Origin of the sequence: Tateyamaria pelophila, assembly GCF_019966495.1 — a bacterium.
Classification (GTDB): domain Bacteria; phylum Pseudomonadota; class Alphaproteobacteria; order Rhodobacterales; family Rhodobacteraceae; genus Tateyamaria; species Tateyamaria pelophila.
Genome location: NZ_JAIMIA010000026.1, coordinates 13070 through 35459, shown reverse-complemented (window position 1 = coordinate 35459; position 22390 = coordinate 13070). Strand labels below are relative to the sequence as shown.

Below are 22390 nucleotides of genomic sequence, written 5' to 3'. Positions count from 1 at the left end.
CATGCTCAAAGGTTTAGGCGGTCTCGGCGATATGGCCGGGATGATGAAAAAAGCACAGGAAATGCAGACCAAGATGGCCGAAATGCAAGAGGACCTGCAAAACGTCATGGTCACCGGCGAGAGCGGCGCAGGGCTTGTCAAAGCGACGGCCACTGCCAAAGGCGAGTTGACAGCGCTGGACATCGACCCTTCGATCTTCAACGGCGACGACAAGGAAGTGGTCGAAGACCTGATCCTCGCCGCCATCAAGGACGCGCAAGTCAAGGCAAGCGAAAAAGCGCAGGAAGAAATGGGGAAGCTGACCGAAGGGCTTGGCCTGCCTGCGGGCATGAAGCTTCCGTTCTAGGATGAACCCATTGCTTCATCTTGCCAAGTAAACTCCCGCCGGAGGCTCCCTCCCGCGCATCATGGAATGTCATTTGAGCAGCACACGCGACATCGACGCCCTGATCGACTTGATGGCCAAACTGCCGGGCCTCGGCCCGCGTTCGGCCCGGCGCGCGGTGCTGCATCTGATCCGCAAGCGCGCCCTGTTGCTCACACCGCTGGCAGACATGATGCAGACGGTGGCCGCCACCGCGCGGGAATGCCTGAACTGCGGCAATGTGGGCACGGCGGACGTCTGCGATATCTGTGTCTCGGAAAAGCGGGCCACTGGCGAGCTTTGCGTCGTCGAAGATGTCGCCGACCTCTGGGCCATGGAACGCTCCGGTTCGTTCAAGGGGCGCTATCACGTTCTGGGCGGCACGTTATCTGCGCTGGACGCCATCGGCCCATCGGAACTGCGCATCCCGCGCTTGATCGACCGGGTGGCGACCGAGAATATCACCGAAGTGATACTGGCCCTGAACGCCACAATTGACGGCCAAACCACGGCCCACTACATCGCCGACCAGCTTGACGGACAGGTGTCGCTCACTTCCCTCGCGCAAGGCGTGCCAATCGGCGGCGAGTTGGATTATCTGGACGACGGTACGATCACCGCAGCGCTCAGAGCGCGCAAGTCGGTCTGAACGAGCTTAGCCGCTCAACCCCAGCTGGCGGACGATCGTCGCACTGTCATAATAATCTCGCCCTTCGACAACCAGTCCGTCCCTGACCCGCATGACCGAGCAATAACGGACCTCCGCCCGCTTGCCGGTGGGTGCGAAATCTCCAAGACTAGAACGCAAAACACCTGTATGCGTGCCGGTGTTTCGAAATTCGACCGTCGCCCATTCCCCGCATTGGCTGACGATCACGTTTTCAACCTTGCAAAGCCCGTCCGGAAACGCCTCGCGCCAGCGATGATAGTCCGCCTTGTAAGCGTCTTTCCCCGGCAGCTTCTCGGCGCGGGCAATATCTTCGAAATCGCAATCTTCCGCGATCACGGCGGCGCCGCGTTCCGGGTCCCGCATATCCCACGATTCATGAAATTGCCGCACGATTTTTTCGGTCGGATGCATTGTCAGTCCTTCCTTATCATTGCCACACATGTGGGAGTACCATGGCTGTTCATGCAAAAGATGAAGGGAAAGAGTGTCCATGACAACCCAACTGCGCCGCCAAACCTTGCTTCAGCCAAAAACCGTTTCAAAATTGAAGATTGCAACACGCAGCCCCTCATGCGCGACGGGCTGAAACGGCGATAGAGGCACGGGACGTCCCCAAATGGGGGGTCTCAAGCGCGACCAACCAAGTCGCGGCCTGGCGCGGATCGCTACTGTCCTTGATGGCGGCCGGAACGGCCTCCTGCCGATCGACGGTCAGGTCCTCGCCATAGACACTGTCGCCGACCTCTGCCGCCGACACGGCAGTATCACGCGCAGATATCCTGTCACTGTGCAGGTCACAAACCACAGGTACAACCGTTGCCTCCGGTACAGATGCGTATTGGTTTGTCAGGTGATTTTGAAAAAAACGTGCGCGCCTTTCTCCAGGCGCGCCCACTTCAAATCCAAAGACGATTTCCGTCGGCAATGACGATCAGATCACGGCTGTTCATCTTCGTCGTCTTTGCCGCCCTTGGGCAGGTTGAACAGGCTATCGGCGTCAACAAGCGTTGATTCTTCTTCCTCGTCGTCGTCCACATCCATGGAGAGAGAGAATGTCTCCAGCCCTTCAATCGCCGTTGGTATCTTGGGCTCGGACTCCATGCCGAGGCTCTGCTCGGTGCTGACCAGTTTGCGGCGTTCATCATCCGTCATCACAGGCGCATCAGCGGCTTTCTTGGCGGCGGCCTTTTGCACAGCGGCGTCGAGTTCGGACTGCTTGGTCAGACCAAGGGCGACGGGATCAACCGGCTGGATGTTGGAAATGTTCCAGTGTGTACGCTCGCGAATCGACTGGATCGTCGGTTTGGTGGTGCCAACCAACTTGGAGATCTGACCATCGGTCAACTCCGGATGGAACTTGACCAACCAATAGATCGCAGCCGGGCGGTCCTGCCGCTTGGACAGCGGAGTGTAGCGGGGGCCCCGGCGTTTTTCCTCGCCAACGGCAGCGGCGTTGAATTTCAACGTCAGCCGGTGAAGCGGGTTTTTCTCCGCCGCGTCGATCTCGTCCTGTGTCAGCTGATTGTTTGTCACAGGATCAAAGCCTTTGACGCCCGCGGCCACATCACCGTCGGCAATACCCTGAACTTCCAGTTCGTGCATCTCGACGAAATCGGCGATCTGCTTGAAACTCAATGTCGTATTGTCCACCAGCCAGACGGCGGTGGCTTTGGCCATGATCGGTTTTGCCATGTTGCGTGCTCCTTCGCGCATATCTTTCCCGTCGCCTGAAATAGGCGGCCTTGGCATCCAAGGCGGGTTTCCGTTGTGGGGGAACTTGAGTGGGATATAGTCGCCACGGATGAAAAAGGAAAGCCCAATGCGTGCGCTCTTGATCTGGCTGATGATGGCTCTGCCCGCCCTGAGCGACGGAGAAAGAGCAGGTGAATTCGACTATTACGTCCTCAGCCTGAGCTGGTCGCCAAACTGGTGTGCCTATGAGGGCGATGCACGCGGGTCCGAGCAATGCGACGCACGTCACGATCATGGATGGATCCTGCATGGGCTCTGGCCCCAATTTCATCGCGGCTACCCTTCGTATTGCCAATCCGGCGAACGGCCCCCATCACGACGTATGACGGCGGACATGGCCGACATCATGGGCACCGGCGGCCTCGCATGGCATCAATGGAAGAAACACGGCACCTGCACAGGACTCTCCGCGCCCGCTTACTACGCCTTGTCGCGCGAAGCCTACGGACGCGTCGTCCGACCGCCCGTGTTTCGGCAGTTGGACCAGACCGTGAAATTGCCCGCATCCGTCGTTGAAGACGCATTCCTGCAATCCAATCCAGAGTTTCAGCGGGATGGTGTCACCATCACCTGCCGCGCCGGACATATCCAGGAGGCCCGAATTTGCTTGTCGCGCACGCTTGAACCTGTCCCTTGCGGGCAGGACGTTGTACGCGATTGCACCGCGCGCGACGCGGTATTTACGCCAGTGCGCTAAAGCTCGATCACGGTCGAGCCCGTCGTCTGACGCGCCTCCAAAGCCCGGTGGGCATCCGCAATATCGTCCAGCTTGAACCGCTGATCGATACGCAAAGTGACATCGCCCTTCACAACTTTTTCAAACAATCGCTCCGCCATGGCACGCAGAGTTTCGGGCGCGCTAATATGTGTAAACAGCGTCGGGCGCGTGATCTTGAGCGATCCTTTCTGCCCCAGAATTCCGATGTTCAACGGCGGAACCGGACCAGACGCATTGCCAAAGGAAATGAACATGCCCAACGGTTTCAAACAATCGAGCGAGCCGTCAAAGGTATCCTTTCCGACTGCGTCCATGACCACATCGACGCCGTTCCCCCCTGTGAGGTCACGCACCACGGGCACAAAATCCTCAGCTTTGTAGTCAATGCAATGCGCCGCGCCATTTTCCAACGCCATCCGACACTTCTCAGGGCCGCCCGCAGTGCCAATCAGGGTAATGCCCTCCGACTTCGCCCACTGGCATGCAATCAAGCCGACGCCACCGGCAGCGGCCTGAAACAAGACGGTATCACCTGCGCTGATCGGCGTGGTGCGATGAAACAGGTACTCCGTCGTCAACCCCTTGAGCATCATGGCGGCAGCAACGTCAAACGGCACCTCGTCCGGCAGTTTCACGACATGTGCGGCCGGCATCACGCGGGCTTCGGCATAGGCACCGGGCGGCATCGCGGCATAGGCCGCGCGATCACCGGCTGCCAAATGCGTCACGCCCTCACCCACAGCCTCAATAACGCCCGCGGCTTCCATACCCAATGCGTGCGGCAATTCCATCGGATACAAGCCCGTGCGTTGGTAAACATCGATGAAGTTCAAACCGATCGCCTTATGTGCGATGCAGATTTCTCCCGGCCCAGGCGCGCCCACAGGGCGGTCCACGATCCGAAATTGCTCCGGGCCACCATGGCCCTCAATAATTGCAGTCTTAGCCATGCTCTGATCCTTCTTCATTTTGCCGGTTAAACTCTGGGGGGAGGCCAAAGGCCGGGGGGCAACGCCCCCAAGAAAATTCGCCGAATTTTCTCAGCCCGCGACGTCCAAAACGATTTTTCCAATATGGCCGCTGCTCTCCATGCGCGCATGCGCGTCAGCGGCATCGGCCAACGCAAATTCCGAATCCATGACGGGGCCAATGCGGCGCGCCGCCAATAGCGGCCAAACCGCTTCACGCAGATCTTGCGCGATTCGCGCCTTGGCAAGGTCGCTTTGCGGGCGCAAGGTGCTGCCCGTCATCGTAAGGCGGCGGGTCATGAGCTGTACGAAATTCAACTCGACCTTCGGACCTTGTAGAAACGCGATCTGAACCAAACGCCCATCATCCGCCAGAGCACTCAGGTTGCGCGGAATGTAGGGCCCGCCAACCATATCGAGGATAAGATCCGCTCCACCCTCCGCCTTTACCACCTCAACAAAATCGGCGTCCCGATAATTGATCGCGATCTCCGCGCCCAAGCCTCGGCACGCCTGGCATTTCTCATCCGATCCGGCCGTCACAAAAACGCGCGCGCCGAAATGGTGCGCCAACTGTATCGCAGTTGTACCAATCCCGCTGGATCCGCCATGGACCAAAAACCGCTCTCCGCCCTTCAGGCCACCGCGCATAAAAACGTTGGACCAGACGGTGAAAAAGGTCTCTGGCAGGCAAGCCGCCTCTTTCAAACTCAATCCTTCGGGCACCGGCAGGCAATGGGCCGCGGGGGTCGCCACATATTCGGCATAGCCGCCACCGGGCAATAACGCGCAAACTTGGTCGCCCACCGCCCATTCACTGACGCCGGTACCAACAGCCGAGATGGTGCCGGACGCTTCAAGGCCCGGCAGATCACTTGCGCCGTCAGGCGGATTGTAGAGACCCGCGCGTTGCAAGGCGTCGGGACGATTCACGCCGGCAAAGGCAACTTCAATGACGACCTGCCCGTGTCCAGGCACGGGCCGCGGGCGCGAAACGGGTTTCAACACCTCCGGTCCGCCATGGCTGCTGATTTCAACGGCGCGCATTTCTGTGGTCATCGGGTCATCCTTTTTGCTGCCCTTTGGGTATCAAGCACAGCGCGGTATGAAAACCATTGTGATGAGTCTCGCGATGCCGTCGGCGACGATGCAGGTCAGGCGCGCGCTTCAGCGACGCCTGTATTACCGGCGCGGTCCCCAACTGCCTGGCAAATCAATATCCGGCACCTTCATTGGCGCTCTGACTTTGCTCAGCAACCAGTTCGGTCCTGTCAAGAGTGCGCTCAGCGCCTTGTTGTCTCGGACCTTCGCCTTGACCTTCTCGATCCGCATCACGTCCTCGATCCGCCGGTCCAGAAATTCCCACGTCGCCTGATTGTCGATGCTGTCATCGCCCAGCCAATATAAAACCGTCGCACTGTACACGCCGGACAACGTGGCGCGTTTGGTGTACCAGTTCACATCATCCGAACGGTCACCCAGCGTATCCCAGATCTTGTCGGCGGTACCCCAGATTGCCTTGGCCCCGTCTGCCGCGTGCATGGGCAAGGCAAAAAGCGTCGTACCGCGGCGCACAGCTTCCTTGTCCGTAACCGCCTCGATGCGGAACCGCACCGCGGCCGCGATCTTGTCGCGAAACCGTTCTGGCAAGTCTCCCGATTTCATTCGCGCAATCATCGCGGCATCACCCCGCGCATGATAGGCCAGCGCAAAATCAAGGGCACCGCGCGGACAGAGCGCCCGCACCATCGCCAAGTCGATTTCCGCATCTTTTGCAGCGGCTTTTAAAGTTGCTTCGGACCAGCCGTCAAAGGGCACATGCATCAAAGCAGCGTCCAGCAACCGATCAATTTTATCATTCGGGTTTTCTGTCATGGAATACACCTAGGGCGATCAGCCCATGCGGGCAAGAGCACGTAGAACGCGCCGCCATTTCCTTCATGTGGAAAGCCCGCCAAAACCGAACAGACTTAAAGGCCATGATATTTTGAGCGGCAAAGCAGTTCAGAATATGGTGCTTGCCAACCTGAACGCGAGCACGGCAGTCTTGGCAGGCATGACCGCAGGGCCACCCGCCAACGTTTTGTCCTTTTGATCCGACTGCAAAATGCTGGACAACTGCGGAAAAGTTTGTTAGGCGACCAATTCCTGCAAATCCTTGCAACTCATATCTAGAAAGGTGGTGAAAACCACATGCAGGTTAGTGTTCGCGACAACAATGTCGATCAGGCGCTCCGCGCTCTGAAGAAAAAGCTGCAGCGCGAAGGCGTTTTCCGCGAAATGAAGCTCAAGCAACATTTCGAGAAGCCCTCCGAGAAAAAAGCGCGCGAGAAAGCTGAAGCGATCCGCCGTGCTCGTAAGTTGGCACGCAAAAAAGCGCAACGCGAAGGTATGATGTAAATCATCCGAGCAATGCTCTGAAAGTTACAGCCCTCGCAGCCATGCTGCGGGGGTTTGTTTTTGTCGTCAGTCAGGTTGGTGGCAAATTCATTTCATGGTGACGGGCCCGTCAGCGCAGGACGATGCAAGGTCCGAAAATGCAGCCGCTTTTTCCTTGCCAACTGGAATTCTGAATCCCAGCCCAGAAAACATAAGACTGCAAGATCAGCTTTTCGGTTCTCGCTATAAGCGAACTTCCGCCAGCGAATTGCCGGCGCTTGACCCATACGCCAGCGTCAATCCACCATGAACATGCGCGATCTTGACCGCTTTCCGAACGGTTCATGTTCGCAGAGGGGTTTTACGTCACAAATCTGTGCCTCTACTTCGATAATATCCGCGCGAGTCACGAGACTTACAGACTTGTTTTAGCCTGGACCTATTCAACAGAGAGAGAGCCATGATCGATCAGAATACAGCCGAATTGTCCGCCGACGAGTGGGACGAGATCAACTTTCCACGCCCCGAAACCCATGATTTCGACGATGTCGTAGAACGCGCCATATCACGCCGTGGATTCCTGGGCGGGGCACTTGCGTTCGGATCGGGCGCCGCCGTGATGGGCGCGTCGATGCTCAAGGGTACGACGGCGATGGCTTCGCAATCGGATCGCTTTGCCTTTGCCCAACTGCCGATCCAAACGGATGGTACCGTACACGTCCCCGAAGGCTACAACTGGGATGTACTGGTGCGCTGGGGCGATCCGCTCTTTTCCGATGCGCCAGAATTTGACCCCGTAAATGGCCATCCAACCGAAGGCTCCGACCGCGTTTTTGGTGAAAATACCGACGGCATGGAACTCTACCATATCGACGGGCACGAGGTGATCGCGGTCAACAGCGAATACGCCAACCGCAAGACCAATCTGCCCAACGCGGAAGACGGGGTTCCAAGAGACGCCGACGATGTGTTGTTGCTGCAAAACCTGCAGGGGGTCACTGTCTTTGAACTCGCAGAAGGCCCGGAGGGGTGGTCGGTCGTTGTCGACAGCCCGTTCAACCGCCGGATCACGCACAACACACCCATGACCATTGATGGGCCCGCGGCAGGCCATGACCTGATGAAAACCGCAGATGATCCATCGGGCACAATGTCGCTGGGCACGATGAACAACTGCGGCGCCGGCCGCACGCCCTGGGGCACGTATCTGACCTGCGAGGAAAACTTCAACGGTTACTTCGGAGCAACCGGCGACATGCCAACGGACGAAGCCACCGCCGCCGGATATTCCCGCTATGGCGTCGGCCCGGATGGCTGGGGCTACGACTATCACAAATGGGACGCCCGCTTTGACGTGAGCCAGAACCCGAACGAGCCGCACCGCGTCGGATATATCGTCGAAATCGATCCATCGGATGCAAGCTCGACCCCGGTCAAGCATACGGCTCTGGGACGGTTCAAGCATGAAAACGCGGCCTATGCGCTGTCGCCCGATGGTCGTCTGATCATCTATATGGGGGACGACGAGCGTGGCGAGTTCATGTACAAGTGGCTCAGCCGAGATCTGTATGTGCCAGGCGGTGACACCTCGACCCTGCTTAGCGAAGGTCAGCTTTATGTCGCCAAATTCAATGACGACATGAGCGGCGAATGGATGGCGCTGACACCGGCGGCAACAGGCATGTCCGAAGCTGAAATCGCGATCTTTACACGTACGGCGGCGTCCAAGCTTGGGGCAACCACGATGGACCGTCCCGAGTGGGTCGCGGTGAACCCGCGCGCGGTCGAGGGGTATTGCTGCCTGACCAATAACAAGAACCGGGGTGTGGCACCGAACGCCGGTGGCGATGATACATCTGCCAACGGTCCAAACCCTCGGGATGCCAACAACTTCGGCCAAATCGTGCGCTGGCGTCCATCGGGCAATAACCATGCCTCGAACACGTTCGAGTGGGATCTTTACGTGATGGCGGGCAACCCCACCAATCAGGAAGGTCTCTACAAAGGGTCGTCCAACGTGAACGAAGGCAACATGTTCAACTCGCCCGACGGGATGATGTTCGACAGCGCGGGCATCATGTGGATCCAGACCGATGGCGATGACGGCAACGAAGGCGAGTTTGAGGGCATGGGGAACAACCAGATGCTCGCAGGCGACCCTGTCACCGGCGAAATCCGGCGGTTCCTGACCGGCCCGAACGGCTCCGAAGTGACCGGCCTGACATGGTCGACAGATCGGCGGACCATGTTTGTCGGCATCCAGCACCCGGGCAGCCCCTTCCCGGATGGCGAAGGCAGCCTGCCCCGCTCGGCCATCGTGACGGTCAAGCGCGACGACAATAATCTCGTCGGCTAAACGCCGCGAAACGCGTTGCCGGGCTTTGTCGCAAAAGCCCGGCAACACTTCAGATTTGGATCAAACCGGCAAGGCCGTCGTTTTGAAAACGGTGCGCAAGGCAAAGCTCGACTGCATCTGCGCCACCCCTGGCAGCCGCGCCAGATATTGGCGATGAATACGGGCGAAATCCTCGGTTCCCTCCGCCACCACCTTCAGAATGTAATCCGCCGTCCCCGCCATCAGGTGGCACTCCAGCACATCGGGAATGCGCGCCACGGCTTTTTCGAACGCCTCCAGCACCTCATCTGCCTGCCCTTGCAGCGTGATTTCGACAAACACAGTGGTCGGTACGCCCATCATGCGCGCATCCAACAGGGCCACGTAATCGCGGATGTACCCTGCCTCTTCCAATCGCTGCACCCGGCGGTGGCAGGCGGAGGCAGATAGATTGACGGCCTCACTCAGGTCGGCATTGGACATGCGCCCCCGTCGCTGAAGCGCCGAAAGGATACGTCGATCTGTTGCATCAAGGGTCATGGACCGTGATTTCTTTCTCTAAACTGAAGATTACAACAAGATTATTCGATAAATACCCTCAAAGACAGGACCATTTTCGCATCCCCTTGCACGGCATTCGCATGATACTCATCTCAAAGCAGGAGGATCCAAATGAAAATCGGTTGCCCGAAAGAGATCAAACCACAGGAATTCCGCGTGGGCATGACGCCCAACGCCGCCCAAGAAGCCGTTGCGCACGGCCACCACGTTATCATCGAAACAAAGGCAGGCGAGGGAGCCGGGTTTCCCGACGCAGACTATATCGAGGCGGGCGCACAGATCGTGGACACGGCCGAAGAGGTTTTTGCAACGGCAGACATGATCGTCAAGGTCAAGGAACCACAGGCGGTAGAGCGCAAGATGCTGCGCGAAGGGCAAGTATTGTTTACCTATCTGCATCTGGCACCTGACCCGGACCAGACCCACGACTTGCTGGCCTCTGGCTGCACCGCCATCGCGTACGAAACGGTGACAGATTCCGCAGGCGGCCTGCCGTTGCTGGCCCCGATGTCCGAAGTGGCGGGGCGCCTCGCGCCACAAGTCGGCGCGTGGACGCTGCAAAAGGCCAATGGCGGACGTGGCGTGTTGATGGGTGGCGTCCCGGGCGTCGGCCCGGCTCGTGTGGTTGTGATCGGCGGCGGCGTCGTCGGCACGCACGCCGCGCGCGTTGCCGCAGGTATGGGGGCAGACGTCACCGTATTGGATCGGTCATTGCCGCGCATGCGCTACCTCGACGATGTGTTCGGGACGCAGTTCAAGACCAGCTATGCCAGCAAGGGCAACACGGCGGAACTGGTCGCACTGGCCGATATGGTTGTGGGTGCCGTGCTTATCCCCGGTGCCGCCGCGCCAAAACTGGTAACGCGAGAACAGCTTGGGACCATGAAACCCGGAGCCGCCATCGTCGATGTCGCCATCGATCAGGGCGGGTGCTTTGAAACATCTCGCGCCACGACGCACGAAGACCCGATCTATGACGTGGATGGCATCATGCACTACTGCGTAGCCAACATGCCCGGAGCCGTCGCGCGGACCTCGACCATCGCCCTTGGGAACGCAACGATGCCCTTCATGCTGGCGTTGGCAAACAAGGGATGGCGGCAAGCCTGCGAAGATGACGACCATCTCCTCGCCGGGCTGAACGTGCACGCAGGCAGGCTGACATATTATGCTGTCGGCAAGGCGCTGGGGATCGATGTGTTGTCCCCAAACCTCGCCCTCAAGCTTTAGCGCACGCACATCTGCCCACAGGGTGGCAAAAGTTTTGACCGGCATACCCGTCCATCCAGAATCACCACCGTCAGGAGATACATACTGGCCGACCTCAGCGCTTTCCCAATCACTCAGAAGTGGACGCCAAAGAACCCGGACGTCCTGCAACTGTTCTCATTCCCAACCCCGAACGGTGTCAAAATATCGATCGCCCTCGAAGAAATGGAGGTCCCCTTTGAGGCGCATCTGGTGACCCTGTCAGAGGCGGATGTCAAAAGCCCGGAATTCCGCTCCCTGAACCCGAACGCCAAAATCCCGGCCATCATCGACCCCAATGGGCCAGACGGACCATTGGGTTTGTTCGAATCCGGCGCCATCCTGCTCTATCTGGCCGAAAAGACCGGCAAGCTCATCGGCATCACCGCCGCAGATAAGGCCACCATCATTCAATGGGTCATGTTCCAGATGAGCGGCCTCGGCCCGATGCTGGGACAATTGGGTTTCTACGTGAAGTTTGCGGGCGCCGCATGGGAGGACAAACGGCCAAGACAGCGCCATGCGAATGAGGCAAAACGACTTCTCGCCGTGCTCGAAAATCAACTCGATGGCCGCGAGTGGATCGCAGGCATTTTTTCAATCGCAGATATCGCAATCGCGCCTTGGCTGAATGCTTTGAATTACTATGGGACCAAAGATCTCGTCGACTGGGAGAGCCACCCAAATCTGATCGCCTACCTCGATCGTTTCATGGCCCGTCCGGCAGTCGCCCGGGCCATGAACATACCTGCTCGCCCCTGACATTTTCTTTCGGCCCAAAATATCTCGGGGGAGCCGTAAGGCCGCGGGGCCAGAGCCCCCACCCGGCGCAAATCCTTAGCGCGTTACAGTACATCTCAAACGAGCCCACGCATTTGCGCTGATATCTTTTCCGCGATCATGATCGTCGGCGCATTGGTGTTGCCGCCAATCAGACGGGGAAACAGTGACGCATCCACGATGCGCAACCCGTTCACACCCCGCACGCGGCCTGCAAGGTCGGTGACGGCCATATCATCTATGCCCATCTTGCAGGTCCCCACCGGATGATAAATCGTATCGGCCCGGGAACGAATGTCCGCTTCCAGCGCGGCATCTGTTCCGTCATGGGGATAAAGCCTCTCGCCACGCCACAGATCCAGCGGTGCAGCCGTCAAGATGCTCTCCATCTGGCGGGCGCCGTTCATCAACACGCTCAGATCACGCGGATCGCTCAAGTACTGAGGATCAATGCGTGGTGGCGCTGCGGGATCGGACGACTGCAAACCCACATGCCCACGGCTCCAAGGTCGCAACACGCACACATGGCAGGAATATCCGAACTTCACATGAATCTTGCGCATATGATCATCCACGATCGCGATCACAAAATGCAGTTGCAGATCTGGGCGGGCCACCTCAGGGCTTGATTTCAGAAACGCACCGCCCTCGGCAAAGGGAGATGCAAACAGTCCGGAACCATCCTTGCGCCAGCGCAACCCCGCCTGTCCAAGTTTCATCAAGCCCTTGAGACCCAATCCAACAACATCATCACGTTTGGAATGGTAACTCAGGGTGTAGTCCAGATGGTCCTGCAGGTTCCGGCCAACCCCGGGCAGCTCTTGAACTACGTCGATCCCATGGTCGGCCAATTCATCTCGCGGCCCGATTCCCGACAGCATCAACAACTGTGGCGACCCAAAGGCACCGGAGGACAGGATCACCTCACGGCCTGCCTCAATCCGTTTGGTCTTGCCGCCATGTTGCACCCGAACACCCACGGCGCGCCCATCCTGCGTCTCGACCTTTTGGGCCATCGCACGGGTCAACACAGTCAGATTGCTGCGGCGCATCACGGCGTCCGGCAAATAGGCCGCCGCAGCCGAACACCGCTCGCCCCTGGCAGGGCCGCTATGGTACTGGGTTACCTGATACAGGCCGACGCCTTCCTGATCGGGCCCGTTGAAATCATCGTTTACACGGATCTGTTGCTGCGCGGCGGCCTTGACAAAGGCTTGGGTGATTGCACGCGGCTCAGATTGCTCGGCGACCTGCAATGGCCCATCCGCGCCGTGCAAATCATCGGCGCCGCGCTCATTTCCCTCTGCCATTCGGAACCAGGGCAGAACACCGCTCCAATCCCAACCTTCGCACCCCAAATCAGCCCATTCGTCATAATCGCCGGGATGACCCCGCACATACAGCATTGCGTTGATCGCGCTGGATCCGCCCAACACCTTGCCCCGAGGCTGAAACCCGCGCCGCCGATTCAGGCCCGCCTGCGGTTCCGTCTGAAAAGCCCAGTTGTTGATCTTGGGTCGCCCGGAGATCATGCCTGCGATCAGTGCAGGCGCGCGCACCAGAATGCTTCTTCCGAGTCCACCTGCTTCAATCAAACAGACCGAAACGCTTGCGTCCTCGCTCAAACGGGATGCCATCACGCATCCCGCGGACCCCCCGCCAACAATCACATAGTCAAACTTCAAGGACACCCTCCTCCGGCTTTAAGCCTAAAAGGGGCGCGCGCGACGCAAGCATGCCACTGGGTCGGCGGGTGGGCGCATTTCGGGCCAAGGGCCCGAAACAGAGCCACCTGGCGGCTATCCCGGCAAACTGCCCGTCAGAACATAGCGCAATATCTCGACAACCTGCGCCGGGTCCTGCGCCACGGCCAGGGCGGCAGCATCCACTTCCTTCAATGCATGGGCATGATCCGGCCCGTGCAAAATGATCAGCGACTTGCCAAGGGCTGCGGCATACCCCGCATCAAAAGCGGCATTCCATTGCTTGTACTGCTCGCCAAAACGCACGACAACGATATCGGCATCCGCGATACCCTTGCGCGTCCGGATTGCATTCACCATCGCCCCTTTGTGGTCATGCCAATACTTGTTCGGCTCAGCACCCAAAATTGCGACGCCGCAATCGTCGCTGGCCGCATGGTCCGTGACAGGGCCAGAAAACGCCACATCCATCCCCGCGGCTCCATCTACGATCTGCTCTCGCCAGTCGGTGTGGATTTCACCGGAAAGATATACGTTCAGTGTCATAACAAAGCTCCTTTGTGCGTTGGGATATACCCTGCATCCCAACGCCGCAAATGCAAGGTCACGCGCGTTCGGCAACCACGAAATGATTGGGCGGACGCACCGGGTAGTTGCCCGTTTCAATGATGCGAAACCCCGCCGCTTCGACTTGCCGATCAAGTCCGGCAATGCTCTCGAACTTGACATATGGCGCTTTGCCGATCCACTGCATCACAGGAATAAGGCGTTTGAGCAGACTGAATTTCCACCCCAGCGAAGGCTCTGCCAGACAGGGTGTTTTCGAGATGAACAGGCCACCCGGTGCCAACAAGCTGTGAATGCGGGCCAGAGTCGACGGCACATCTTCTATGAGATGCAACAAGTTGAAGCCCATCACAATATCAAACCCACCAGCATCCAACCCCGCATCAAACACATCCGCCCGCAAGAACTGCACATTATCAGCGCCCTCGCGCGCTTCTGCCTGTGCGATCATGCCTGCCGAAAAATCCGTCGCAAGAATGTTTGCAGCATGCGGCGCGAGGCGCAAAGCTGTACTGCCTGTGCCGCAGCCAAGTTCGAGAACGCGTGCTTGAGGCGTCAGGTGCGAGACGACCCGCTCCAGTGTTTGTTCGTAGGCGGCCATATCGGAAATGGGTCGGTTTGCGTAACTCACGGCAATTCCGTCCCAGAATGTATCTTTGGATTTCATGAGGTTTCTCCTTCACAGATGCATATAACTGGTGACCGTCCTACTTTGCATTGCCTAAATCTGTTCATCGAATATACAAATTTGCATGGAACGCTCTTTTGATTGGAACCGAATGCGCGCCTTTCTGGCCACCGCAGAAACCGGATCATTGTCGGCCGCGGCCCGGCATTTGGGCCTGACCCAACCCACTTTGGGCCGCCAGGTCACCGCGTTGGAAGAAGAGATTGGTCTGATCCTGTTTCAGCGCACAGCCCGCTCCATGGCGCTGACAGACGCCGGGCGCGACCTGTTGATCGAGGCGCGTGCAATGGGCGAAGCAGCAGGGCGGATCACACTGCTTGCGCAAGCACGCGCACAAGCACTGGACGGCACGTTGAAAGTCACCGCCAGCGACATGATGAGTGCCTACGTTTTGCCTGACATCATGTTGCAGTTGCGCGGCATCGCACCGCGACTGCGCATCGATGTCATCGCGGCCAATGATATCCGTGACATCCTCAAGCGCGAGGCTGATATCGCAATCCGTCACGTGCGACCCGACCAACCCGACCTGATCGCGCGACTGGTCCGCGAGGCAACGGGGCATCTCTATGCCTCCAAAGATTACGTTGCCACACGCGGAGCGCCAAAGACCGTCGCAGATCTGGCCGCGCACGATTTCATAAGCTTCGGCGACGATATTCGACTGATCGAGGCACTGGCCGCCCGAGGGATCATCGTACCGCCGCAAAACATGCGCTCAGGTTCCACCAGCGGGATCACGACGTGGGAACTGGTGCGACGGGGCTTCGGCATCCTGCCGATGTCAGACGATATCGCAGCGCAGTTCCCTTACGTCGTCCAGGTCTTGCCGGATCACCCGGCTATCACCTTTCCGATCTGGCTGGTCACGCACCGCGAACTGCACACCAGCCGACGAATCCGGCTGGTGTTCGATCTGATCGCCGAAATGCTGGCCGACCCCTAGCCGCGCAAGCTTCCGCCCGTAGCTTTGGTCACCTTGTCGATTACCTTTTGCGCCACGGCTTCGATATCCGCGTCCTTCAACGTTGTGTCGCGGGGCTGTAACCGCACCGTGATGGCAAGCGATTTCTTGCCCTCGCCCAATGATCCGCCGATGAACTCGTCAAAAACGCGCACGTCCTCGATCAACGCCTTATCCGCACCACTCGCGGCATTCACCAGCGTCAGCGCCTCAACATCCGCGTCGACGACAAAGGCAAAATCGCGCTCGACCGCCTGCAAATCACTGATCGCCAAAGCACCCCGGTTTGCACCCGCTTTACGCGGCAATGGGACCTCCTGTGGCCACAGGGTAAAGGCCATCGCCGGGCCTTTGATGTCCATGGCGTCCAGCACACGGGGGTGCAGTTCGCCGTAAATGCCCAGAACTTTCTTGGGACCCAGACAAATCATGCCGTGACGGCCCGGATGCCACCAATCCGATGCACCGCGCAAAATCTGGACCTTCGCAGGCGCTCCCATCGCGGCCAGCACAGCCTCGGCATCCGCTTTGACGTCATAGACATCGACTGGGCGCGATGCGCCGTGCACATCCTTGGGGCCAGTCCGGCCGACCAGCAAACCACTGACGAGCAGGTGTTCTTCACCGGGCTCGCCGCCATGGAAAGCAGGGCCAACCTCGAACAGGGCCATGTCCATAAAGCCACGTGCCTGGTTGCGGGCGGCGGCCTGCAAAAGACCGGGCAACAATGCGGGCCGCATATGGCTCATGTCGCTGGAGATCGGGTTTTCCAGTTTTGTCGCATCATCGCCGCCACCAAACAGCGCGGCCGAGGCCTGATCGATAAAGCTGTAGGTTACGCATTCGTTATAGCCCAGGGCCGCTGCTGTCCGACGCGCCGCCTGTTGGCGCCGTTGCATCGGGGTCATCACCGGCTTTGGCACGCCGCTTGTCACACGAGGCAAGGGTTTGCCCACCAGCTTGGTCAGGGACGCAACACGCGCGACCTCTTCGACAAGATCAGCTTCGCCCATGACATCGGGGCGCCAGCTGGGCACATGGGCCATGTCGCCGTCCAGACGAAAGCCAAGGGCGGTCAGGGTCTGGCGTTGCTCGGATTCAGGAATGTCCATGCCGACGAGGCTTTGCACCCGTGCTGCATTCAGCCGATAGGCCCGCGTGGTATCCGGAACAGCCCCTGCCTGCACGCGGCTCGACACTTCGCCCCCCGCGTGTTCGACAATCATCTCGCAGGCCAGATCAAGCCCGACGGGAGTGAAGGCGGGGTCGATGCCCCGCTCAAACCGATAGCGGGCGTCCGAGTTGATCCGCAAAGCACGGCCTGTATAGGCAGTGCGCACCGGATCGAAGTAAGCCGCTTCGACAAAGACGTTCACGGTCTCTTCGGTGCAGCCGCTGCGCAGGCCGCCCATGACACCGCCGATACTTTCGACACCGTCGGCATCGGAAATCAGGGTCATATCCGAACTGAAAGTGTATTCTTTTTCATCCAGACCGACGAGGGTCTCGCCCCCCTTGGCGCGGTGCACGCGCAAGGTATTGCCCGCCACCTTGTCAGCGTCAAAGACGTGCAAAGGGCGGTTGCAATCAACGGTGAAATAGTTGGTCACATCCACGAGAAAGGAAATCGGGCGCAGGCCAATGGCACGCAAGCGATCCTGCAACCACTGCGGGCTGGGGCCATTCGTGACGCCCCGGATCAGGCGGCCGAAGAACACCGGGCACTGTCCCAGCGTGTCGTCGTCGATAGAAACTGTGATCGGACAGGGGAAGGCCCCTTCCAGTGACGGCTGGGATGCAGGCTTCAATTTGCCCACGCCACGCGCCGCGAGGTCACGGGCGATGCCGCGCACGCCCAGTGCGTCGGGGCGATTCGGCGTAATGGCAATCTCGATCACCGGGTCGACCTTGGCAGGATCGTTCTCAGCCAGCCAATCGACAAAGCGGTCACCGACCTCGCCCGAGGGCAGTTCGATGATCCCGTCATGCTCTTCGCTCAACTCCATCTCGCGCTCGGAGGCCATCATGCCAAAGCTTTCGATGCCACGGATCTTGCCAACGCCAATGGTGGTGTCGATGCCGGGCACATAGACACCTGGTTTGGCAACAACTACGGTGATGCCCTCGCGGGCATTCGGCGCGCCACAGATGATCTGTTTCATGCCCTCGTCGGTGTTGACCTGACAGACCCGCAGGCGATCCGCATCCGGGTGCTTTTCGGCGCTCACAACTTTGCCGATGGTAAAATCGGCCAGCTTGGCGCCGCGATCCTCGACACCTTCGACTTCAAGGCCGAGGTCGGTCAATGCGTATGTGATCTCGTCCACGGATGCTGTCGTGTCGAGGTGCTGTTTTAGCCAGGAAAGCGTGAATTTCATCGGTCAAAGCCCTTGCGTGCGCGGTCGTCCTGCAATGGCAAAGATCAGTCCAAGGTGCAAGGTCGCTGGGCGTATCAGGATACGCCTTACGGGGATTCTGTACACGGCGGTGACCGCCAGCCCGTAAGGCGGACGCATCGTCCGCCCGGATCAAGGGTAACTTGGAGGCAAACCCAAAAGCTCATCGAGTTGGCGGGCAAACCATCCGTGCGGAATGAAATGTCCGCCATTGTGCAGATCGAGGCTGACACGGCCGTGCTGGCAGGCCTCCCAAACGGTCCGTTCAAGGGTCAGAAACTCCACCTGGCTCCAAGAGCCAATCGACTGTGCCTGAACGTGATCGCAACCCAATGCCGCGCGCCACAATGCAACCGGATAGGTGACATCTCCCCCCGGTCCCATCGGGAAGTCCATGACCGTGTCTTTTATCCCATGCACATGCCGAACTTCTTGCGGGGCTTGCGGGCAGTTTTCCGACTGAGGCAGGGTGCCCGCGACCGCGAGCAACGCCCGCACGTCGTTGCCGTTTTCGCAGACATAGCGCCACGCCATCGCCGAGCCGTAAGAATAGCCCGAAATAAATATGTTCTCGCGATCTATCGGAAACCGTTTCGCCGCGTCCTCAATCACTGCCGCGGCAAAGGCCACATCCTCGGTATCGCTGGTCCAGAAATCCCAGGTCTTGTTCACTCCGTTCGGCGCCAACAGCAACACGCTGCGCCGCCCGGTTGCGCCGGATATCCGTTGATGCTGGACAGGCAACGCCCCGGTCCGTGCCCAGCCATGAAAGTGCAGCATCACAGGCAACGGACTTTGCCCATCCCATCCGTCCGGCACGTTGACATGGTAAGATCGATCGCCAATCTGGCAGGGCACCTCAAGCTGGCACTCCGGTTCGACTGCAGCAGCGGGGACGGCCCAAAGACAAGCCAACAGAACAAAAACATATTTCATGGCCGCGACCCTACAGTCCAATGAAGTCCTGTCATCTCAAAATTGCGTCGGTCGTCGCGCCCCTTGTGCATTGTTCCAACATTCGAATCCCTTTTGGCACGCAAGAGCATTTCGCGCCAAACCCGGATGCTGGGTTTGCATGCAAGGCGAACAGAACCGCGTACAGACAGCCGCGTTTTGGAGATCACCGATGCCCCAGAAAAGCGCACGATAGAAGTAAGAAAAAACGGATGGCCGCGCTGAACCTGAATTTGGTATCATCAATTTCGAACACGGCTTCTACTCAGGTGTATTGGCTCACAGGTCATTTGACGTCTCCGAATTGCGGGCCTTGATTGTTTCCAACCATCGGTCCACCAGAACGATGGGCGCAAAGACGATTGTCCAGCCCACAGCATTGATCATCGTAAATGTCAGTTTCAATCCGGGCGCCATCTCGGATCGCCAGAGGAAAACATGACTGATCACGATCAGTCCGATTATGCACGCAACTATGAATTTGACCATACGTCGAAAGTAGAGCAGTTTTCTCAAACAGCCAATGAAACGCCAGCCCCCCCGCGCATTTGGGCAGCAAGCCGACCCTCCGGAGGGGATTTTGGGGGAATAGACAAGGGCGGACCGGTGTTTTTGCCCGGCCCGTCATTTCGCCCAATCGGCGATGGTTTGCCTTAACGGCTCAGACCGCCATGCAGCGTCGGGACGTCCAGAGCCGCAAATCCATAATGCCGCAACCAGCGCAGGTCACTGTCGAAGAAGGCCCGCAGGTCCGGGATGCCGTATTTCAGCATCGCAATCCGGTCGATTCCCATGCCAAAGGCAAAGCCTTGCCATTGCTCCGGATCAATACCGCCAGCCAGCAAAACCTTGGGGTGCACCATGCCGGAGCCCAGAATTTCCAACCAATCGTCACCTTCGCCGACCTTCAGGGTACCGCCCTCCCAGGAACAGCGAATGTCGACCTCGGCCGAGGGTTCGGTGAAGGGGAAATGCGAGGCTCGGAAGCGCAGGTCGACGCCATCTACCTCGAAATAGGACTTCACGAACTCTTCCAGAACCCATTTCAGGTTCGCCATGGAAATGTCCTTGCCGATCGCAAGCCCTTCGACCTGATGAAACATGGGCGTATGGGTCTGGTCATAATCCGCGCGGTACACACCGCCGGGGCAGATAATTCGCATGGGCGCGCCAGTGGCTTCCATCGAGCGGATCTGAACAGGCGAGGTGTGGGTGCGTAGCACATGGGGCGGGCGATCGTCGCCTTCGGCCCGGTGCATATAGAACGTGTCCATCTCGGCCCGAGCAGGATGGTGGCCTGGAATATTGAGCGCGTCAAAATTGTACCAATCGGTATCAATGCGGGGACCTTCGGCAACGGAAAATCCCATGTCGGCAAAAATGGCCGTTACCTCTTCGGTGACCTGACTGATGGGGTGGATGGTGCCATGACGGTCCGGACGCGTCGGCAATGTCACATCCAGCCATTCAGACCGCAGGCGCGCATCCAGAGCGGCATCCGCAAGGCCCGCTTTTTTCGCTGCAAGCGCAGAATTGATCTCAGCCTTCAGTGCGTTCAGTGCCGGGCCTGCAACCTGACGTTCTTCTGCAGTCATGCGCCCCAATTCGCGCATTTTGAGCGACACTTCGCCTTTCTTGCCAACAGCCGCCAGGCGAATGTCTTCCAGCACAGCCTCATCCGAGGCCTCGGCAATCTGAGACAGGTATTTCGCTTTGAGATCATCCATAGTGTTTACTCCGCGCTCGCTCAGAGGCGGAGTAGACTTTCGTCAGCAACAGTGCAAGCCGTGCGGTGCGGTTGGTTGGATATCGGCCAGTGGCAACAGGGCGAAATGATCTGGCGATCGCGTTACGTTTCACATCGCTTCCAAAGCGCGAAGGCGGTAAGGTCTCAAAGTTGTTTTCGCAGTGATATGCTGCCGTGAGATTCAACCATTTCAGAATCGCATCGCTAATCCGCTCCATTCCAATGCATAGGCTGACATACGGCTCGAGGAACTTGAGTTTCTCTGCCCAGAGGCAGCGGGGTTTCGTGCATCCAGGTCTGCCAGATCTGAAATGAAGCCATCTAAACTTTGCACACATGGTAGATGGGAGTCATATCCATCGGATCTTTCGTCGGATCCTGGACCAAATGCAGATATGCGCAGACGTTGGTGACGCTTGATCAGGCGCTAGCCTGAAGGTGGCGGAACTCAGGTCGCCGCCTGACCGCGTAGCACATCAGAGGCAGGATATATGCCTGCACCCGATCAGGCGTTTCCAAGACTCTGAATTCACTCGCAGCAACCGGGGGATCCATACGTGTTGGAGCATTTCACGGCTGATGGCGCAGGTGATGCATCGTTTGGATTTCGATTTAGTCGCCGTCCGTGTTCCTGCTTGCCTCTTCAAGCGCCACTGAAGATGCGGAATGCAAAGGGGCACTCAGGCCTCTCATGCTCATATTCGGCACATTCAGATCGGACAATTGTGACACATGATCTGTGAGAGCAGTCAAATTTTTCAAAGTGCTTTCAACTATGACGGAAACTTTGGAAGACGGGACGTCCGCGCGTGTCACAAGTGTTGCATACACTGCGTAGCTCTTTATCGCCTGTCGTTGCAGGGGATACGTATCGGCAGCGATTTCCGTAGCAACAAAGCCCGGGGAATCCGAAAAAACTCTCGTAAAGATTGGCCCTGAGGGCGCTATTATTCTTGCCTCACACTCCGCCAACGCACGAGCGACACTTTCGGATGGATGTCCAACAACAAAAAAGGTGGCGTCAATTGTACCATCACAGAGACCGGAAACGGCTTGAGCCGTCGTCAATTCAGAAAACACGCCGAATTCGTTCACGTTCATTCCTGCGCGGCTCAGTATCGCCTTTGCTGTCGCATGACGTCCTGACGACGGCAATCCAATGTCGACCCGCTTGCCGGGCAGATCCTCGGATCGGTATATTCCACTGTCACGCCCTGCCAGGATTGTGACCACCTCTGGATAGAGCGACAAAACGCTGCGCAGGTTGGGCATGGCGTTGCCTGCAAACGGACCTGTGCCCTCATATGCCGCAAGCTGCCAATCAGATTGAGCAAATGCAAAATCCAACTCCCCTTGATGAAGCATCTTCAAATTATAGATCGAACCGCTTGTCGGCTCCGGGCTGCATCTGACCGTTTCGACATTTGCCAGGTTGATCGGTGCGCACAAAGCCTTGGCGGTCGCGTAATACCCGCCGCCGAGATCTCCGGCGCCGATATTGATGAAGGTAAGATCCTGAGCGCTTGCCGTTGAGGCAAAGATGGCCAGCACAGAAGCAAAGGCAAAACGTATCATTCGAATATTCCACCCGGAAAA

23 protein-coding genes are annotated in these 22390 nt (G+C 58.4%); 8 read left to right on the top strand and 15 right to left on the bottom strand.

Going from position 1 to position 22390, the window contains the following annotated elements; all coding sequences use genetic code 11:
• Position 1: 1 nt before the first annotated feature.
• Positions 2-346, top strand: coding sequence for a YbaB/EbfC family nucleoid-associated protein (locus LC354_RS10665; protein WP_223423638.1), 345 nt, complete (start codon positions 2-4; stop codon positions 344-346).
• Positions 347-419: 73 nt separating this feature from the next.
• Entirely contained in the window at positions 420-1013 is a 594-nt protein-coding gene (gene recR / locus LC354_RS10660; protein WP_223423636.1) for a recombination mediator RecR, read from the top strand.
• Positions 1014-1019: 6 nt separating this feature from the next.
• On the opposite strand, the gene LC354_RS10655 is transcribed toward recR, so the two are convergent.
• The 3 genes from LC354_RS10655 to LC354_RS10645 all read right to left on the bottom strand — a co-directional run bounded on the left by LC354_RS10655 (position 1020) and on the right by LC354_RS10645 (position 2726).
• Positions 1020-1445, bottom strand: a complete 426-nt coding sequence (locus LC354_RS10655) for an ester cyclase (RefSeq protein ID WP_223423634.1) — start codon at positions 1443-1445, stop codon at positions 1020-1022.
• Positions 1446-1602: 157 nt separating this feature from the next.
• Positions 1603-1791: a hypothetical protein gene (locus LC354_RS10650; protein WP_223423633.1), complete on the bottom strand. Its 189-nt coding sequence runs from the start codon at positions 1789-1791 to the stop codon at positions 1603-1605.
• 179 nt (positions 1792-1970) lie between these two features.
• On the bottom strand, positions 1971-2726 hold the full coding sequence (locus LC354_RS10645) for a DUF1013 domain-containing protein (RefSeq protein ID WP_223423631.1): 756 nt from the start codon (positions 2724-2726) through the stop codon (positions 1971-1973).
• Between the two features lie 127 nt (positions 2727-2853).
• On the opposite strand from LC354_RS10645, the gene LC354_RS10640 reads away from it, so the two are divergent.
• Entirely contained in the window at positions 2854-3483 is a 630-nt protein-coding gene (locus LC354_RS10640) for a ribonuclease T2 family protein (RefSeq protein WP_223423629.1), read from the top strand.
• Here LC354_RS10640 and LC354_RS10635 read toward each other — a convergent pair.
• The 3 genes from LC354_RS10635 to LC354_RS10625 form a co-directional block, all read right to left on the bottom strand.
• Positions 3480-4454: a quinone oxidoreductase family protein gene (locus LC354_RS10635; protein ID WP_223423627.1), complete on the bottom strand. Its 975-nt coding sequence runs from the start codon at positions 4452-4454 to the stop codon at positions 3480-3482. The genes LC354_RS10640 and LC354_RS10635 overlap by 4 nt on opposite strands.
• Before the next feature lie 90 nt (positions 4455-4544).
• A complete protein-coding gene (locus LC354_RS10630) occupies positions 4545-5531 on the bottom strand; it encodes an NAD(P)H-quinone oxidoreductase (RefSeq protein ID WP_223423625.1) in 987 nt (328 codons plus the stop codon).
• 123 nt (positions 5532-5654) lie between these two features.
• Positions 5655-6347 (bottom strand): COQ9 family protein, encoded by a 693-nt coding sequence (locus LC354_RS10625; RefSeq protein ID WP_223423623.1) that lies wholly within the window; start codon positions 6345-6347, stop codon positions 5655-5657.
• Positions 6348-6665: 318 nt separating this feature from the next.
• On the opposite strand from LC354_RS10625, the gene rpsU reads away from it, so the two are divergent.
• Positions 6666-6872, top strand: coding sequence for a 30S ribosomal protein S21 (gene rpsU / locus LC354_RS10620; protein ID WP_007118112.1), 207 nt, complete (start codon positions 6666-6668; stop codon positions 6870-6872).
• A gap of 439 nt (positions 6873-7311) precedes the next feature.
• Positions 7312-9207, top strand: coding sequence for a PhoX family protein (locus tag LC354_RS10615; RefSeq protein WP_223423621.1), 1896 nt, complete (start codon positions 7312-7314; stop codon positions 9205-9207).
• Positions 9208-9267: 60 nt separating this feature from the next.
• On the opposite strand, the gene LC354_RS10610 is transcribed toward LC354_RS10615, so the two are convergent.
• Entirely contained in the window at positions 9268-9726 is a 459-nt protein-coding gene (locus tag LC354_RS10610) for an Lrp/AsnC family transcriptional regulator (protein WP_223423620.1), read from the bottom strand.
• A 132-nt stretch (positions 9727-9858) separates the two neighbouring features.
• On the opposite strand from LC354_RS10610, the gene ald reads away from it, so the two are divergent.
• Positions 9859-10977, top strand: a complete 1119-nt coding sequence (ald, locus tag LC354_RS10605; RefSeq protein WP_223423619.1) for an alanine dehydrogenase — start codon at positions 9859-9861, stop codon at positions 10975-10977.
• An 84-nt stretch (positions 10978-11061) separates the two neighbouring features.
• Complete coding sequence (locus LC354_RS10600) at positions 11062-11757, top strand: glutathione S-transferase family protein (RefSeq protein WP_223423674.1); 696 nt, start codon at positions 11062-11064, stop codon at positions 11755-11757.
• A 95-nt stretch (positions 11758-11852) separates the two neighbouring features.
• On the opposite strand, the gene LC354_RS10595 is transcribed toward LC354_RS10600, so the two are convergent.
• From LC354_RS10595 to LC354_RS10585, 3 genes are all read right to left on the bottom strand, one after another.
• Entirely contained in the window at positions 11853-13460 is a 1608-nt protein-coding gene (locus LC354_RS10595; RefSeq protein WP_223423617.1) for a GMC family oxidoreductase, read from the bottom strand.
• 114 nt (positions 13461-13574) lie between these two features.
• Complete coding sequence (locus LC354_RS10590) at positions 13575-14024, bottom strand: YtoQ family protein (protein ID WP_223423616.1); 450 nt, start codon at positions 14022-14024, stop codon at positions 13575-13577.
• A 58-nt stretch (positions 14025-14082) separates the two neighbouring features.
• Positions 14083-14712, bottom strand: coding sequence for a class I SAM-dependent methyltransferase (locus LC354_RS10585; protein WP_223423614.1), 630 nt, complete (start codon positions 14710-14712; stop codon positions 14083-14085).
• 85 nt (positions 14713-14797) lie between these two features.
• Between LC354_RS10585 and LC354_RS10580 the strand changes: the two genes are divergently transcribed.
• Positions 14798-15679, top strand: coding sequence for a LysR family transcriptional regulator (locus tag LC354_RS10580; RefSeq protein ID WP_223423612.1), 882 nt, complete (start codon positions 14798-14800; stop codon positions 15677-15679).
• On the opposite strand, the gene pheT is transcribed toward LC354_RS10580, so the two are convergent.
• The 5 genes from pheT to LC354_RS10555 all read right to left on the bottom strand — a co-directional run bounded on the left by pheT (position 15676) and on the right by LC354_RS10555 (position 22369).
• On the bottom strand, positions 15676-18075 hold the full coding sequence (gene pheT, locus LC354_RS10575; RefSeq protein WP_223423611.1) for a phenylalanine--tRNA ligase subunit beta: 2400 nt from the start codon (positions 18073-18075) through the stop codon (positions 15676-15678). The two genes, LC354_RS10580 and pheT, sit on opposite strands and share 4 nt — an antisense overlap.
• Positions 18076-18225: 150 nt before the next feature.
• Positions 18226-19029 (bottom strand): alpha/beta hydrolase family esterase, encoded by an 804-nt coding sequence (locus LC354_RS10570; RefSeq protein WP_223423609.1) that lies wholly within the window; start codon positions 19027-19029, stop codon positions 18226-18228.
• A 297-nt stretch (positions 19030-19326) separates the two neighbouring features.
• Positions 19327-19497, bottom strand: coding sequence for a hypothetical protein (locus LC354_RS10565; protein WP_223423607.1), 171 nt, complete (start codon positions 19495-19497; stop codon positions 19327-19329).
• A 203-nt stretch (positions 19498-19700) separates the two neighbouring features.
• A complete protein-coding gene (pheS, locus tag LC354_RS10560; RefSeq protein ID WP_223423605.1) occupies positions 19701-20774 on the bottom strand; it encodes a phenylalanine--tRNA ligase subunit alpha in 1074 nt (357 codons plus the stop codon).
• A gap of 632 nt (positions 20775-21406) precedes the next feature.
• Positions 21407-22369, bottom strand: coding sequence for a TAXI family TRAP transporter solute-binding subunit (locus LC354_RS10555; protein ID WP_223423604.1), 963 nt, complete (start codon positions 22367-22369; stop codon positions 21407-21409).
• Positions 22370-22390 lie beyond the last annotated feature (21 nt).